The sequence below is a fragment of the Nocardiopsis sp. EMB25 genome (genome assembly GCF_026797795.1).
Taxonomy (GTDB): domain Bacteria; phylum Actinomycetota; class Actinomycetes; order Streptosporangiales; family Streptosporangiaceae; genus Nocardiopsis; species Nocardiopsis lucentensis.
On record NZ_JAMTDN010000001.1, the window covers coordinates 3704827 to 3718313 of the forward strand.

Annotated in this window: 12 protein-coding genes; 7 read left to right on the forward strand and 5 right to left on the reverse strand. The window is 71.6% G+C overall.

Going from position 1 to position 13487, the window contains the following annotated elements:
• Positions 1 to 45: 45 nt before the first annotated feature.
• The gene (locus KIK06_RS16015; RefSeq protein WP_026127760.1) at positions 46 to 1782 is read right to left on the reverse strand and encodes a proline--tRNA ligase; all 1737 of its coding nucleotides are present in this window, start codon (positions 1780 to 1782) and stop codon (positions 46 to 48) included.
• 171 nt (positions 1783 to 1953) lie between these two features.
• Here KIK06_RS16015 and KIK06_RS16020 point away from each other — a divergent pair, with 171 nt between their 5' ends.
• The 7 genes from KIK06_RS16020 to KIK06_RS16050 all read left to right on the forward strand — a co-directional run bounded on the left by KIK06_RS16020 (position 1954) and on the right by KIK06_RS16050 (position 8958).
• Positions 1954 to 2814 carry an aldo/keto reductase gene (locus tag KIK06_RS16020; RefSeq protein WP_268643815.1) on the forward strand — a complete coding sequence of 287 codons (861 nt, stop codon included), beginning with the start codon at positions 1954 to 1956 and terminating at the stop codon, positions 2812 to 2814.
• 53 nt (positions 2815 to 2867) lie between these two features.
• Positions 2868 to 3719 carry a spermidine synthase gene (locus KIK06_RS16025; protein ID WP_268643817.1) on the forward strand — a complete coding sequence of 284 codons (852 nt, stop codon included), beginning with the start codon at positions 2868 to 2870 and terminating at the stop codon, positions 3717 to 3719.
• A 94-nt stretch (positions 3720 to 3813) separates the two neighbouring features.
• A complete protein-coding gene (locus KIK06_RS16030) occupies positions 3814 to 5031 on the forward strand; it encodes a sensor histidine kinase (protein WP_268643818.1) in 1218 nt (405 codons plus the stop codon).
• On the forward strand, positions 5028 to 5702 hold the full coding sequence (locus tag KIK06_RS16035) for a response regulator (protein WP_268643819.1): 675 nt from the start codon (positions 5028 to 5030) through the stop codon (positions 5700 to 5702). Before KIK06_RS16030 ends, KIK06_RS16035 begins: the two co-directional genes overlap by 4 nt.
• Before the next feature lie 214 nt (positions 5703 to 5916).
• Positions 5917 to 7164 carry a cytochrome ubiquinol oxidase subunit I gene (locus tag KIK06_RS16040; RefSeq protein ID WP_268643821.1) on the forward strand — a complete coding sequence of 416 codons (1248 nt, stop codon included), beginning with the start codon at positions 5917 to 5919 and terminating at the stop codon, positions 7162 to 7164.
• Positions 7165 to 7182: 18 nt separating this feature from the next.
• Positions 7183 to 8106, forward strand: a complete 924-nt coding sequence (locus KIK06_RS16045) for a cytochrome d ubiquinol oxidase subunit II (protein WP_268643823.1) — start codon at positions 7183 to 7185, stop codon at positions 8104 to 8106.
• A 498-nt stretch (positions 8107 to 8604) separates the two neighbouring features.
• A complete protein-coding gene (locus KIK06_RS16050) occupies positions 8605 to 8958 on the forward strand; it encodes a hypothetical protein (RefSeq protein ID WP_268643825.1) in 354 nt (117 codons plus the stop codon).
• Positions 8959 to 9219: 261 nt separating this feature from the next.
• Here the strand turns inward: KIK06_RS16050 and KIK06_RS16055 are convergent, their stop codons facing one another.
• The 4 genes from KIK06_RS16055 to KIK06_RS16070 form a co-directional block, all read right to left on the reverse strand.
• Positions 9220 to 9525, reverse strand: coding sequence for a Dabb family protein (locus KIK06_RS16055; protein ID WP_017599468.1), 306 nt, complete (start codon positions 9523 to 9525; stop codon positions 9220 to 9222).
• A 459-nt stretch (positions 9526 to 9984) separates the two neighbouring features.
• Positions 9985 to 10254 (reverse strand): DUF6406 domain-containing protein, encoded by a 270-nt coding sequence (locus tag KIK06_RS16060; protein WP_017599469.1) that lies wholly within the window; start codon positions 10252 to 10254, stop codon positions 9985 to 9987.
• Positions 10255 to 10437: 183 nt separating this feature from the next.
• Positions 10438 to 12744, reverse strand: a complete 2307-nt coding sequence (secA2, locus tag KIK06_RS16065) for an accessory Sec system translocase SecA2 (RefSeq protein WP_268646020.1) — start codon at positions 12742 to 12744, stop codon at positions 10438 to 10440.
• A 63-nt stretch (positions 12745 to 12807) separates the two neighbouring features.
• Positions 12808 to 13422 (reverse strand): GTP-binding protein, encoded by a 615-nt coding sequence (locus KIK06_RS16070; RefSeq protein ID WP_017599471.1) that lies wholly within the window; start codon positions 13420 to 13422, stop codon positions 12808 to 12810.
• Positions 13423 to 13487: the final 65 nt, after the last annotated feature.

The following is a 13487-nucleotide window of genomic DNA, read 5'->3' on the forward strand; positions in this document are numbered from 1 at the left end:
GGCGTTCCGACGCCCGGCGCCCCGGCGATCCCCACCGGTACCGGGTCAGGCCCCGCAGGCCGCCTCGGCGCGGTCGACGATCTCGGCCAGCGCGACCTCCTCGCGATTGCCGGTCGCGCGGTCGCGCAGCTCGACGAGCCCGTCCTTGAGGCCGCGGCCGACGATGACGGCCGTGGGGACGCCCAACAGCTCGGCGTCGGTGAACTTCACCCCCGGCGACACGCCCTTGCGGTCGTCCACCAGGACGCGCAGCCCGCGGGCCTCCAGCTCACCGCCGATCCGCAGCGCCTCCTCGATCTGCTCGCCCTTGCCCGTGCCGACCACGTGCACGTCGGCCGGGGCGACCTCACGCGGCCACACGATGCCCTTGTCGTCGTGGGACTGCTCCACGATCGAGGCCACCGCGCGGGAGACGCCGATGCCGTAGGAACCCATGGTGACCCGCTTGGGCTTGCCGTCCGCGCCCAGCGCGTCCACGTGGAAGGCGTCGGTGTACTTGCGGCCGAGCTGGAAGATGTGACCGATCTCGATGCCGCGCGCCGTGTACAGCGTGCCCTCCCCGTCGGGCGAGGGGTCGCCGTCACGCACCTCGGCGACGTCGATCGTGCCGTCCGGGGTGAAGTCGCGTCCGGCGACCAGGTCCACCACGTGGTGGTCGGCCTTGTCGGCGCCGGTCACCCAGGAGGTGCCCGTCACCACGCGCGGGTCGACCAGGTACCGGACCTTGTTGTCGATCAGCGCGCGCGGGCCGATGTAGCCCTTGACGAGGAACGGGTTGGCGGCGAAGTCGGCCTCGTCGAGGAGGGCGACCTCGGCGGGCTCCAGGGACGCCTCCAGGCGCTTGAGGTCGACCTCGCGGTCTCCGGGCAGGCCGATGCCGAGCAGCTCCCACTCCTCGGAGCCGGGGGCGCGCGTCTTGACCAGGACGTTCTTCAGGGTGTCGGCCTCAGCGAAGTCCCGTCCCAGGTCGGCGGCGTTGAGGAAGTCCACCAGCGTCTGGATCGTCGCGGTGCCCGGCGTGTGGTGGACGCGTGCCTCGGGCAGCCCCTCGACGGGCCGGGCGGGCGGTGCGGGGGTCGTGACGGCCTCGACGTTGGCGGCGTAGGAGGAGTCGGTGCTGCGGACGAAGGTGTCCTCACCGGTCGGGGCGACGGCCAGGAACTCCTCGGAGGCCGAGCCGCCCATGGCGCCGGAGGTGGCCGAGACGACCACGTAGTCCAGCCCGAGGCGGTCGAAGATACGGATGTAGGCGGCGCGGTGGGCGTCGTAGGAGGCCTGGAGCCCCTCGTCGTCGATGTCGAAGGAGTAGGAGTCCTTCATGTGGAACTCACGGCCGCGCAGCACGCCCGCGCGGGGCCGGGCCTCGTCGCGGAACTTCTCCTGGATCTGGTAGAGGATGACCGGGAAGTCCTTGTAGGAGGAGTACTCGCCCTTCACCAGGAGCGTGAACAGCTCCTCGTGGGTGGGGCCGAGCAGGTAGTCGGCGCCCTTGCGGTCCTGTAGCCGGAACAGGGTGTCGCCGTACTCGGTCCAGCGGCCGGTCGCCTCGTAGTACTCCTTGGGGAGCAGTGCCGGGAGGAGGACCTCCTGGGCGCCGATGGCGTCCATCTCCTCGCGCACGACACGGGACACGTTCTCCAGGACCATCTTGCCCAGGGGCAGCCACGAGTAGACGCCGGGTGCGGCACGGCGCACGAAGCCGCCGCGCACGAGCAGCTTGTGGCTCGGCACCTCGGCGTCCGCCGGGTCCTCACGCAGGGTGCGCAGGAACAGGTTCGACATCCGCAGTAGCACGGCCACTCCTCGTTGCTGGCGCCGGGACGGCGCTCGGTGGGGACTCTCGGAAACCCAGGCTAGCGGGAGTGGGGACACGTTCGTGCGCGCTGACCATGGGTAGGGCACCCGGCGCGGGAGCGCGGTGGGCGGCCCGCGCCAGGATGTGAGGAGAGGACCATGCGCACCAGGACGATCGGCGGCCGGACCGTGAGCGCGGTCGGGCTCGGCGCGATGCCGCTGTCCCTGAGCGGCCGTCCGCCCAGGGAACACGCGGTCGCGACCGTCCACGCGGCGTTGGACGCGGGGATCACGCTGATCGACACCGCCGACGCCTACCACCGCGACGCCACCGACCCCGGACACAACGAACTGCTGGTCGCCGAGGCGCTGCGCACCTACGGCCGGGACACCTCGGACGTCCTGGTGGCCACCAAGGGCGGCCACACCCGCGACGCGGAGGGCGGCTGGGGGCTCGACGGCAGCCCGGAGCACCTGCGGCGCGCCTGCGAGGAGTCGCTGCGGCGGCTCGGCGTGGAGCGGATAGGCCTGTACCAGTTCCACCGTCCGGACCCGGCCGTCCCCTACGCCGATTCCGTCGGCGCGCTGGCCGACCTGCTCGACGAGGGCAAGGTCGAGATGGTGGGGATCTCCAACGCCGACCCGGAGCAGATCCGCCTCGCGCAGGAGGTCCTGGGCGGGCGGCTGGCGGCCGTGCAGAACGAGTTCTCCCCCGACTTCCGGTCCAGCGAGCCCGAGCTGGAGCTGTGCGCCAAGTTGGGGATCGCCTTCCTTCCCTGGAGCCCCTTCGGCGGCAGGTCCCGGCACGGCGGGCTGGCGGATCGGCACCCGGCCCTGGAGGAGGTCGGGGCGGTCCGGGGCGCGACCCCCTTCCAGGTGTGCCTGGCCTGGATGCTGGCGAAGTCGCCCACGGTGATCCCGATCCCCGGCGCCTCCCGCCCGGAGAGCATCCGCGGGAGCGCGTTCGCCGCCGACCTGGAGCTGACCCCCGAGGAGTTCGCGCGGATCGACGCCTCCTGACCGTTCCGGCCATGGCCTAGCCTGGGGGGATCGGTGAACGGGGGCGGGGCGGCATGGGCAGACGCGGTGCGCGCGGGGCGGACGCGGCGCCAAAGGCGCTGGAGGCGCCCGGCGCCGAGCTGCTCGCCGACGCCGATCGCCCCGACTCCTGGTTCCTGGTGGTCGAGGGCACCCCGCAGTCCCACGTGGACCTCTCCGACCCCACCCACCTGGACTTCTCCTACGTCCGGCGGATCGCGCACGCCGCCGACCTGGTGGCGCCCGAGGGGGAGCCGATCGACGCGCTGCACCTGGGCGCGGGCGCGCTCACCCTGGCCCGCTACGTCGCGCACACCCGCCCGGGGTCGCGGCAGCGCGCGGTCGACGTGGACGCCCCGCTGGTGGAGATGGTGCGCCGACGGCTGCCGTGGGACCGGCGCGCGCAGCTGCGTGTGGGCATCGGTGACGCGCGAGAGTGGATCGCCGCCCGGCACGACGCCAGCGCGGACCTGATCGTCAGCGACGTCTTCGCGGGCGCGCGCACCCCGGCGCGGTTGACGTCGGTGGAGTTCTACACCGAGGCGGCGCGCGTCCTGCGGCCCGGCGGCCTCCTCGTGGTGAACATCGGTGACGGTCACAAGCTCGACCACGCGCGCGCCCAGGTCGCCACGGCCCGCGCGGCCCTGCCGCACGTGGTGCTGACCGCCGAGCCGGGCGTCCTGCGCGGTCGCAGGTTCGGCAACCTCGTCCTGGTGGCGGGGCACCGGCCGCCGCCCGCCGACGACCTGGGCCGCCGCGCGCACCGCGACCCCGAGATGGCGCGCCTCGTGGAGGGTGAGGACCTCGACCGGTTCGCGTCGGGCCGGCCACCGGTGCGGGACGCCGACGCGGTGGACTCCCCCGCTCCCCCGGACGGGGTGTTCTGACCGACGGGGTGCTCCCCCGGGAGTACGCGCGGCGCGCGAGAGCCCTCCCCCGGACGACGCGCGCCCCCGACGCCCTGCCCGTACTGTCGGTGGTGTGGCAGCACTACTCCCGCGCCCCACCCGCACCGACGCCCGGATCGCCCTGGCCCTCCTGGTCCTCTCACTGCTCAGCACCCTCGTGCTGGAACGGGACGCGCTGGTCGCGACCGAGGCCTCGCGTGACGCCTGGCCGTGGGGGTACGCGCTCATCGTGGTCGCGTGCGCGCCCCTGTTCTGGCGGACCTCCCGCACGTGCGTCGGCACGGTCGTGTCGGTGGTCGTCGCGAGCCTGTACTACCCGCTGGGCTTCCCCGACGGGTTGGTGATGTTCGCCGCGGCGGTGATGCTCTACTCCTCGGTCCGGCTCGGGTACCGGGTCTTCGGATGGACGCTGGGGATCGGCCAGTTCGCCTCGATGAGCCTGTACGAGGTCACGGTGACCGGGACGGTGCGGGTGGAGGCGATCGGCCTGGTGGCGTGGGTGCTGGTCGTGCTGTGTTCGGCGGAGGTGATGCGCTGGCGGGCGGAGTACCAGCGCGCCGACGCCGAGCGCGCCGCCGAGGCCACGCGCACCCGGGAGGAGGAACTGCTGCGGCGGGCCGCCGACGAGCGGCTGCGACTGGCGCGTGACGTCCACGACACCGTCGCCCACAACATCTCCCTGATCAACGTCCAGGCCGGGACGGCGCTGTACCTCATGGAGAACGAACCCGAGCGGGCCGCCGAGGCCCTGGCCACCATCAAGGCGACCAGCAAGGACACCCTCACCGAACTGCGGGGCATGCTCGGCGTGCTGCGCTCGGCCGACGAGGCCGCGCCCCGCTCCCCCGTCCGGGGGCTGGACCGGGTCGGAGAGCTGGTGGAGGGTGCTCGGCGGGCGGGGATCGAGGTGCGTGTGGAGACGGCGGGACGGCCCCGACGCCTGCCCGTGGGCACCGACACCGCCGCCTACCGCACCGTCCAGGAGGCCCTGACCAACGTGGTCCGGCACTCGGGCGCCGCCTCCGCGACGGTGCGGATCGACCACCGCGACACGTCCCTGGACATCGAGGTCACCGACGACGGGCACGGCACCGTCGGACCGCCGGAGCACGGCAACGGCATCACCGGTATGGCCGAGCGGGCCGCCCTGCTCGGCGGCACGGTGGACGCGCGCCCCCTGGACGGGGGAGGATTCCGGGTACGGGCGCACCTGCCGTTGGACGGCGGTGGGAGTCCCCCCACCGCGGCCTCCGGTGAGGTCGCGACCGCTGACGGAACGGAGCGACGTTGATCCGGGTGCTGCTCGCCGACGACCAGGCCTTGGTGCGCGCCGGGTTCCGCGCGCTCCTGGACAGCGCACCGGACATCCAGGTGGTCGCCGAGGCCGCCGACGGCGCGGAGGCGGTACGGCTGACCCGCGATGAGCGCCCCGACGTCGTCCTCATGGACATCCGCATGCCGGGCGTCGACGGGTTGGCGGCGGCCGGGCGCATCCTGTCGGACCGGTCCCTGGACCGCACGCGGGTCGTCATCCTCACCACGTTCGACCTGGACGAGTACATCTTCGACGCGCTGCGGGCGGGGGCGAGCGGGTTCCTGGTCAAGGACACCGAACCGGCGGACCTGCTCCAGGCGGTGCGGGTCGTGCACGGGGGCGAGGCCCTGCTGTCGCCGGGAGTCACCCGGCGGCTCATCGCCGACTACGCCCGCCGTCCCAGAAGCGCTCCCGAACCGTCGACGCGCCTGAACGGGCTCACCGAGCGTGAACGCGAGGTGGTCGCGCTGGTGGGCGGCGGGCTGTCCAACGAGGAGATCGCCGCGCGGCTCGTGGTCAGCCCCGCCACGGCCAAGACACACGTGAGCAGGGCGATGGTGAAGCTGGGGGCGCGCGATCGGGCCCAGTTGGTCGTCATCGCCTACGAGGCGGCGCTCGTCACCCCGCGGTGGAGCAGGGAGTCCTGACCGGGCGCCCCCGCGCTCTGGGGAGTCGTCGGGCCGAAGGGCCCCGGGGCCCTGAGCCCCTCTCGGGGATTTCCCCTACACGTCTGGGAGTAGCCGCCTCGGCGTGTGTACGCCGAGAAGTGGTCCCCGGATGTCGCCGACGAGACGATGTGCGGCGCCGGGCCCCCGGCGGATGCTGAGAGCCGTCCACGGCACCCGACCCCGAGGCCCCACGATGCTCGAAGATCCGCTCCTGCTCGCGCGACTCCAGTTCGCGCTGACGGCCGCCACGCACTACATGTTCGTGGCCCTGACGCTGGGCTTGGCCCCCTACATCCTGGTCACCCAGCTGACCGCCGTCCTGCGCGACGACCGCGCGCGGATGACCGCGGTCCGCTTCTGGGGCGGACTGTACCTGGTCAACTACGGCATGGGCGTACTGTCCGGCCTGGTGATGGAGCTCCAGCTCGGACTGAACTGGAGCGGGATCCAGGAGATGTTCGGCTACACCTTCGCCGCGCCGATCGCCCTGGAGACGATGACCGCGTTCTTCGTCGAGTCCACGTTCCTCGGGCTGTGGATCTTCGGCTGGGACCGGATGGGCCGGTGGGCGCACCTGGCCTGTTTCGCCGTGGTCACCGCGACCGCCTACGTGTCCGCGTGGTGGGTGCTGGTCTCCAACGGGTTCCTGCGCAACCCCGTGGGCTTCGAGATGGTCGACGGCGTGGCGCACATGACGGACCCGGCCGCGCTGCTGACCAACCCCGCCTCGGCCCTGGCCTTCGGGCACATCGTGACCAGCGCACTGCTGCTCGGGGCTCTGGTCGTCGCCGCGGTGAGCGCCTACCACCTGGTGCGGCGCAAGGACGATCACGGGATCTTCCGCCGGGGCGTGCGCTACGCGGCGATCACCGTCACGCTCATGGCCCTGCCCGTGGCGACGTTCGGCGGACTCCAGTTCGGAATCGTCGGCGAGGCACCGCCGACCAGCGGCCTCACCTACTCCCCGGGGGAGATCGAGGCGATCGAGGCGGCCCACGAGGGCGGCACGGCGTCGGCGGTCGGGTTGTTCGGAGAGGTGACGATGGTCCTGTCCTGGTTGGTGTTCGCCCTGCTCGGCCCGGTCATGCTGCTGGTCTGGCCGTTCGGCGGACTCGACCGCTGGCGCTGGTTCCTCGCCCCGCTCACGGTGACGCCCTTCCTGCCGTACGCGGCGAGCGTCGGCGGCTGGGTGTTCCGCGAGACCAACCGCCAGCCGTGGGCCGTCGTCCACCACCTCACCACGGCGGACGCGATGACGCCCCTGTCCCCCGGGATGGCCCTGCTGTCCTTCTCCCTCTTCACGGCCGCGTTCGCGGTCCTGGCCTCGGTCACCTGCTGGCTCCTGGCGCGCTACGCCCGGCGCGGCCCGGAGGGCGGTCCCCTCGCCGCCCGCCGCGAGGCCGAGCACGGGGAGCCCGCCGCCCCCGTCCACTCGTTCTGACCTTCCTGGGAGCACACCATGGACGTCCTGTCCTCCGCACTCCTCGCCCTGTTCCTCGTGGGTTACCTCGTCCTGGCCGGTTCCGACGTCGGCCTGGGGATGCTGATGCCCGCCGTGGCGCGCACACCCGGCCAGCGCCGCCGGACCGTCGCCGCCGTCGCCCCCTGCTTCCTCGCCTCGGAGGTGTGGCTGGTCGCCGCCGTCGGTGTCCTGGCCGGCCTGTTCCCGTACACCGAGCACCACGTGGTCGCGAAGCTGTGGCCGGTGCTCGTCGCCCTCCTCGCCGGATGGCTGGTCCGCGACGCCGGACTGTGGTTGCGCGCTCGGATCGACCGGCCGGGGTGGCGGTCCGCCTGCGACGGCGCCGTCGTGGCGGGCGGCTGGGCGGTCGCCGTGGCGTGGGGCCTGGTGGTGGCCGGGCTGCTCACCGGCGGTCTGGTCGCGAGCCTCTTCACCGTCGCGTGCGCGGCCACGGTGGTCTGCCTGTTCGCTCTTCGAGGCGCGGCCTTCGGCGCCGATCGGCTGGTCGGCGCCGACCACTGCGACAGCGCGGACGTCGCGGCCCGCGCGACGCGCCCGCTGGCCCGGGTCGGTGCGGGTCTGGCGGTCGTCACCACCGTCGCCGCCTTCCTTCCCGGGGGGCCGGCGGGCGGTGCGCCGGTCGTGGCGGCGGCCCTGGCGGTGGTCCTGCTCGGCGCGCTGGTGATGACGAGCGGGTTGAGGGGGCCGATGCTGTCGCGGCACACGTCGGCGGTCGCGATCGCGGTTCCGGGCGCGCTGGTGGCGCTGACGGCCGGCCTCCCGACGGCTCCGATCCCGGACACGACCGCCGTGTTCGTGTGGTCCTGGCTCGCGCCCGTGGTTCCGGTCATGGTCCTGGGACAGGTTTGGCTCTACCGAATGACACGCCGGTCGGCAACGGAGCCCACCTTCTTCGCCTGACCGAATCCCCGATGAAAGACCAGTTCAGATCGGGTTCACAAGGAAAAGTTCGGCAGGCGGCCCGGGCGGGTGCGGCCTGTCGAGGATGTCCGGCGGGTTGGAGGGGGCGGGCGTGGGGCACCTCTGTCGTCGGGATACGTGCCCGTGGCGCCCCCTGCGAATCAGGGGCTGTGATGTGATCGGCCACGGGCACCGTCGAGCCCGGAGGAGGGACCGTGACTCACCCCCTGACCACGCCCCCGATGCTGAGCGGATGCAACTGCGGCTCCGGTTGCGGCTGCGGTTGCCAGAGCGGCGGCTCCTGCAGCTGCGGCGGGAGCTGCGGCTAGAGCGCACCGACACGGCGACACGCGGTCGCCCGACACACCGAGGCACGGGCCGCCCCCGGAGGGCGATCCGTGCCTCGCACCCTCCGCGTGTCGCGACATTCCGCAATGATGACTATACTCTGTGTGACATCGCGAGGCCGCGTATCCACCCGGCGGGGGGAGATCAGCGATGTCACCGTTCACCACGTCAGCGTCACGTGGAGGGATCACCTCCGAACACGCGCGACTGCTCCGCTGCGTCCAGGGCATCCGGGAACGCTCGGCCCGTGCGGTTCCGTGGGAACCCGACACGGTCGGCCTGCCGCCCGCGGGCGACTCCGGCGGCGCCCTGGCCCGGATCAACGACGTCGCCTTCTACGCGAGCGCACGCGACGAGGTCACCGCGCTGGCGGGGGTCTGCGTGGACCTGCTGTTCCTCCACAGACCCGACGAGGGGGCCGAGGGCGGGGGCCACCGGTGCCTGGGCTGCGGACTGCCGTGGCCGTGCCTGACCTTCGGCGAGCTCACCCGGCTGCTGCGCTGACCGCACCGCCCCGGAACACGAGCCGCCCCGCCCTGGAGACAAGACACCGCCCGATGGGGTCGGGGCGCGATCCGACCGCACCGGGCGGCGCTTCTTGCACTCGCCGTCCGTTGGCGCCCGATGACCGAACAACCGGGCGCCCTCACCGGGCGAGGTATACCCAGAGGTTAAACTGAAACTCGTTCTACCGCAAGACCCCAGCCCACCCTGAACACGAGAAAGGCCCGGCAAATCAAGCTCACCGGACCTGTGGAACGTGATCTACCCAGTGATCTCGACCGGGAACTGGATCGCCGCGCGGTCCGCCAGCATCGGCCGGATGACGGCCAACACGGCCTGGTGCTCGGGGTGGTCCCGGTAGGCGGCGAAACCCGCCTCGTCGTCGACGTCGGCGACCACGGCGAAGTCGTAGGCCCCCTCGCTGATCCCCGCGTCCGGACCGAAGGCGTAGGAACGCAGTTCGGGGATGGCGGCGGGCAGTTCACCGAGGAGCTTCTCCAGCTCGGCGACCCCGGCCGGAGTGACGTCGTCGCGCCACCGGAACAGTGCGATGTGTCGGATACCCATACGGGAGAACCTACTCCCCCACCGTGTCGCGGGGGTGGCCAGGCCCAGGGGCGGGGGACAGCCCCTGGGACCGACCGGGGGCGCGAGGCGCAGCGACCCGTGGACTCTCCGAGAGCAGGACCCCCCCAAACGCGACGGGGCGCGCCTCACACCACTGACGTTAACGAGACGGCGGTAACGCGAACACCCTCCAACAGATAACCGGAACGTCTCGATTCACCCGGCGGACACCCCGGATACACCCTGCTGATCTGCGACGACACAACGTCACACGGATGTTACGGCTCAACTACCCCACCAGCCGCACAGCCACCAGAGGCCCCACGAGCCCCACGGCGCGAAACCCGCCCCGCCGGAGCGTCGCCGCACAACCACGGAATCGGCAAAGGTTGCACCAGGTTGCAATTCTCATCAGAAGAAGGAACAAAAAAACGCCCCGGGTTTCCCCGGGGCACCTGGTCAACTCACTCTTGTCGCCAGGAGATAGGCGGAGGGTGAATCCGCGTCGACGATATCTGTGACCTTCCAGGCCTGCCCGCCGACGGTGAAGACGTCACCGACGCGAACATCGATCATCGGCGTGGGGCGCCACTCCTTCGGGCCGCCGATCTTCGCCACCGGCTGGCCGTCCTCCGCGATCCAGAACTGACCGCCGCCGACCGGACCGCCGGCGAAACGATCGTTCCTCCCGTAACTGATCTTCTCCTGCGCACCGACCTCGTGGACCACCGTGGATTCAGTCCCAACCGTCTCGGATTCCATGGAAAAACGACATGCCGACCGGGTCGAACCAAAGGCACGGGGGCACTTTCCCGCCAGGCCGGTAATTCAGCAGACTAGTGCACGAAAATAATGCGCGGGCGGGACCTTGGTCCCGACCCGCGCACGGAAATACAGTGTGTGACGCGTTTCTCAGTCGCGCCCCGAGGCGCCCCTTCCGCCCTTCAGCCGGCCCACGAGGGTCTCCAGCGCCGAGCTGAAGGGGTGGTCGTGCACCATGTACGTCCAGGTCATCGACGGGCGCTTGACACCGACCTCGCTGACGTCGAGCTCACCGTCGCGCACCTCCAGCTCCTCGAAGCTCTTCGCCGCACGCGCACGGGCCTCGTCGAGGAAGCCCTTGAAGACCGGCACGGCCTCCCGGTTGAACTCGTCGAGGGGGTCGCGGCGGCCGAGGAAGCGCAGGTGGATACCCTCCCGCAGCTCCGCGAGGAAGGCGTTGTGGTCGGTCCAACCCCGGTCCAGGTGGTACAGCGTGATCAGCCTCGCCGCCCGGGCCACGGTCTCCTCGTCGAGCTCCTCGACCAGCTCCTTGTGCCGCTCCGAGCGGTCCGAGGCCACGTGTCGGGTGCCCTCGTCACCGGTCAGGACCTTCTCACGGTGCTCCAGCACCACGTCCCGCTGGACGTCGATGAGCTGGTTGTACCGCCACGTGTTGCGGTGCACCTCCAGCAGCTGCCCCTCGGCCACCCGTTGGGCGTGGTCGACCATGGCCAGCCAGCCCCCGTCGGTGATCTCCCCGTCACCGGTGGTCTGGTAGCCGGTGGTCTCCGACGCGTGGTTGACCAGCAGGTCGTCGTCCATGCTGACGAAGAAGATGGAGTCGCCGGGATCGCCCTGACGGCCCGCACGGCCCCGGAGCTGCCCGTCCAGACGGCTGGAGGGGTAGCGGCCGAAGCCCATGACGTACAGACCGCCCTCGTCCACCACGCGGTCGCGGTCGGACATGTCGCTGCCGCCCAGGCGGATGTCGGTGCCCCGGCCGGCCATCTGGGTCGACACCGTGATCGCCCCGTGGGTACCGGCCTCCGCGATGATCGCGGCCTCGTCGGCGTCGTTCTTGGCGTTGAGGACCACGCACTCCAGCCCCGCCTCGCGCAGGCGCCCAGCCAGCAGCTCGGACTCGGCCACGTCCTGCGTGCCGATGAGGATCGGGCGGCCCGACTCGTGGACCTCCTCGACCTTCTCGACGAGTGCGTCCTCCTTCTCCTCCCGCGTGGCGTACAGGCGCGTGCCGTGGTCCTCGCGCACGCACGGCTTGTTGTCGGGGATGACCGCCACCTCGAGCTCGTAGAACTCGCGCAGCTGCTCGGCCACGGCCATGGCGGTACCGGTCATCCCGGCGCGGGTGGGGTAGCGCAGGACGAGCGACTGGACGGTGATCGAGTCCAGGACCTCACCGGTCTCGCTCAGCGCGACCTTCTCCTTGGCCTCGACGGCGGCCTGGAGTCCGTCCGGCCAGCGCTGGAGCAGGGCGATCCGGCCGCGCGACTCGTTGATCAGGCGCACCTCGCCGTCGCGTACGACGTAGTGGACGTCGCGCTGGAGCAGGACGTGGGCGTGTAGGGCCAGATTGACCTGCGGTAGGACGGAGGTGTCGTCCTCGGAGTAGAGGTCGACCCCGCCCAGGGCCTTCTCCACCGCGTCGATGCCGGCGTCGGTGAGCTGGACGTTGCGCCCCTCACCGTCGACCTCGTAGTGCAGACGCGGCGTGAGCGCACGCACGACGTCGGCCATCTCCACATCGGCGGCGACGCTCTCGGCGGCACCGGCCAGGACGAGCGGCACGCGCGCCTCGTCGACGAGCACGGAGTCGGCCTCGTCGATGATGGCGACGCTGGGCTCGGGCACGACGCGCTCGTCGACGTCGGTGACCATGCGGTCGCGCAGGACGTCGAAGCCCAGCTCGCTGACGGCCACGTAGGTGACGTCGCAGGCGTAGGCGGTGCGGCGCTCCTGCGGGGTCGACTCCTCGTTGATCCACCCGGTGGTCACACCGAGCAGGTCGTAGAGGGGGCGCATCCACTCGGCGTCGCGCCTGGCGAGGTAGTCGTTGACGCTCAGGACGTGCACCCGCTTGCCACGCAGCGAGAAACCCGCCGCGGCGAGAGCGCCGGCGAGGGTCTTGCCCTCGCCGGTGGCCATCTCCGCGACGTGCCCGTCGAGCAGGGCCATGACGCCCAGCAGTTGCGAGTCGAAGGGACGCTCGTCCAGAGCACGCCTGGCCGCCTCACGGCCGACGGCGCACAACGACACGAGGTCGCCGCGTTCGTAGGGGAGCTCGGCGTTGCCGAGGTCGATGGCGCGGTCCGTCAGCTCGGTGTCGCTGAGCTCACGCAGACCATCCTCCTCGGCCTCGATCGCCGGCAGGAGCTTGGTATAGGGCCGCAGATCCACCGCGCCTGGCTTTCCCAGGAGGCGGCGGACGCTTTCCGCCATTCGTCCGAACACCACGCCAGGGTAACGCCGGACACAACCCCCGCGTTCCCGTCGGGGGGCTCCTCAGGCGAGTTGGCGGTGCGGCCGTTGCCGGGCCTCCAGGGCCATCGCGTGTTTGACGAGGGTGACCAGGACCCCCACGACGGACTGCCGGTCACGGGCGTCGCAGTGGACGATCGGCACGTCCGGGGTCAGGTCCAGCGCGTCGCGCAGCTCATCGACGGTGTAGGCGGCCTCGGGGTCGAAGTCGTTGATGGCCACGACGAAGGGGAGGCGGTACTGGCGCTCGAAGTAGTCCAGCGCCTGGAAGGTGTCGGCCAGGCGGCGGGTGTCGGCCAGGATCACGGCGCCCAGGGCGCCCCGGACCAGGTCGTCCCACATGAACCAGAACCGCTGCTGCCCGGGTGTGCCGAACAGGAACAGGGTCAGGTCGGTCTCCAGGGAGATCCGCCCGAAGTCCATCGCGACCGTGGTGCTGGTCTTGTCCGGCGTGTGGGAGAGGTCGTCGACCCCCGCGCTGGCCTCGGTCACCGCGGCCTCGGTGCGCACGGGAGGAATCTCCGAGACGGCTCCGACGAACGTGGTCTTGCCGACTCCGAAACCACCGGCCACGATGATCTTCGTGGAGAGCCCGGTCGCCGCCTGCGCGTGCTGGGAGCTGTTGGCTTGATGGATCACAGTAAGTCCTAGCGGAGAGTGCCGGGCGCGCGCACGGACGGTGGGTTGGCGCGTCCCGGGCTTGA

Coding starts and splice junctions, on each gene's coding strand:
- KIK06_RS16020 (WP_268643815.1), top strand. CDS start 1,954: ATGCGCACCAGGACGATCGGCGGCCGGACCGTGAGCGCGGTCGGGCTC.
- KIK06_RS16050 (WP_268643825.1), top strand. CDS start 8,605: ATGTCACCGTTCACCACGTCAGCGTCACGTGGAGGGATCACCTCCGAA.
- KIK06_RS16015 (WP_026127760.1), bottom strand. CDS start 1,782: ATGTCGAACCTGTTCCTGCGCACCCTGCGTGAGGACCCGGCGGACGCC.
- KIK06_RS16045 (WP_268643823.1), top strand. CDS start 7,183: ATGGACGTCCTGTCCTCCGCACTCCTCGCCCTGTTCCTCGTGGGTTAC.
- KIK06_RS16040 (WP_268643821.1), top strand. CDS start 5,917: ATGCTCGAAGATCCGCTCCTGCTCGCGCGACTCCAGTTCGCGCTGACG.
- KIK06_RS16055 (WP_017599468.1), bottom strand. CDS start 9,525: ATGGGTATCCGACACATCGCACTGTTCCGGTGGCGCGACGACGTCACT.
- KIK06_RS16025 (WP_268643817.1), top strand. CDS start 2,868: ATGGGCAGACGCGGTGCGCGCGGGGCGGACGCGGCGCCAAAGGCGCTG.
- secA2 (WP_268646020.1), bottom strand. CDS start 12,744: ATGGCGGAAAGCGTCCGCCGCCTCCTGGGAAAGCCAGGCGCGGTGGAT.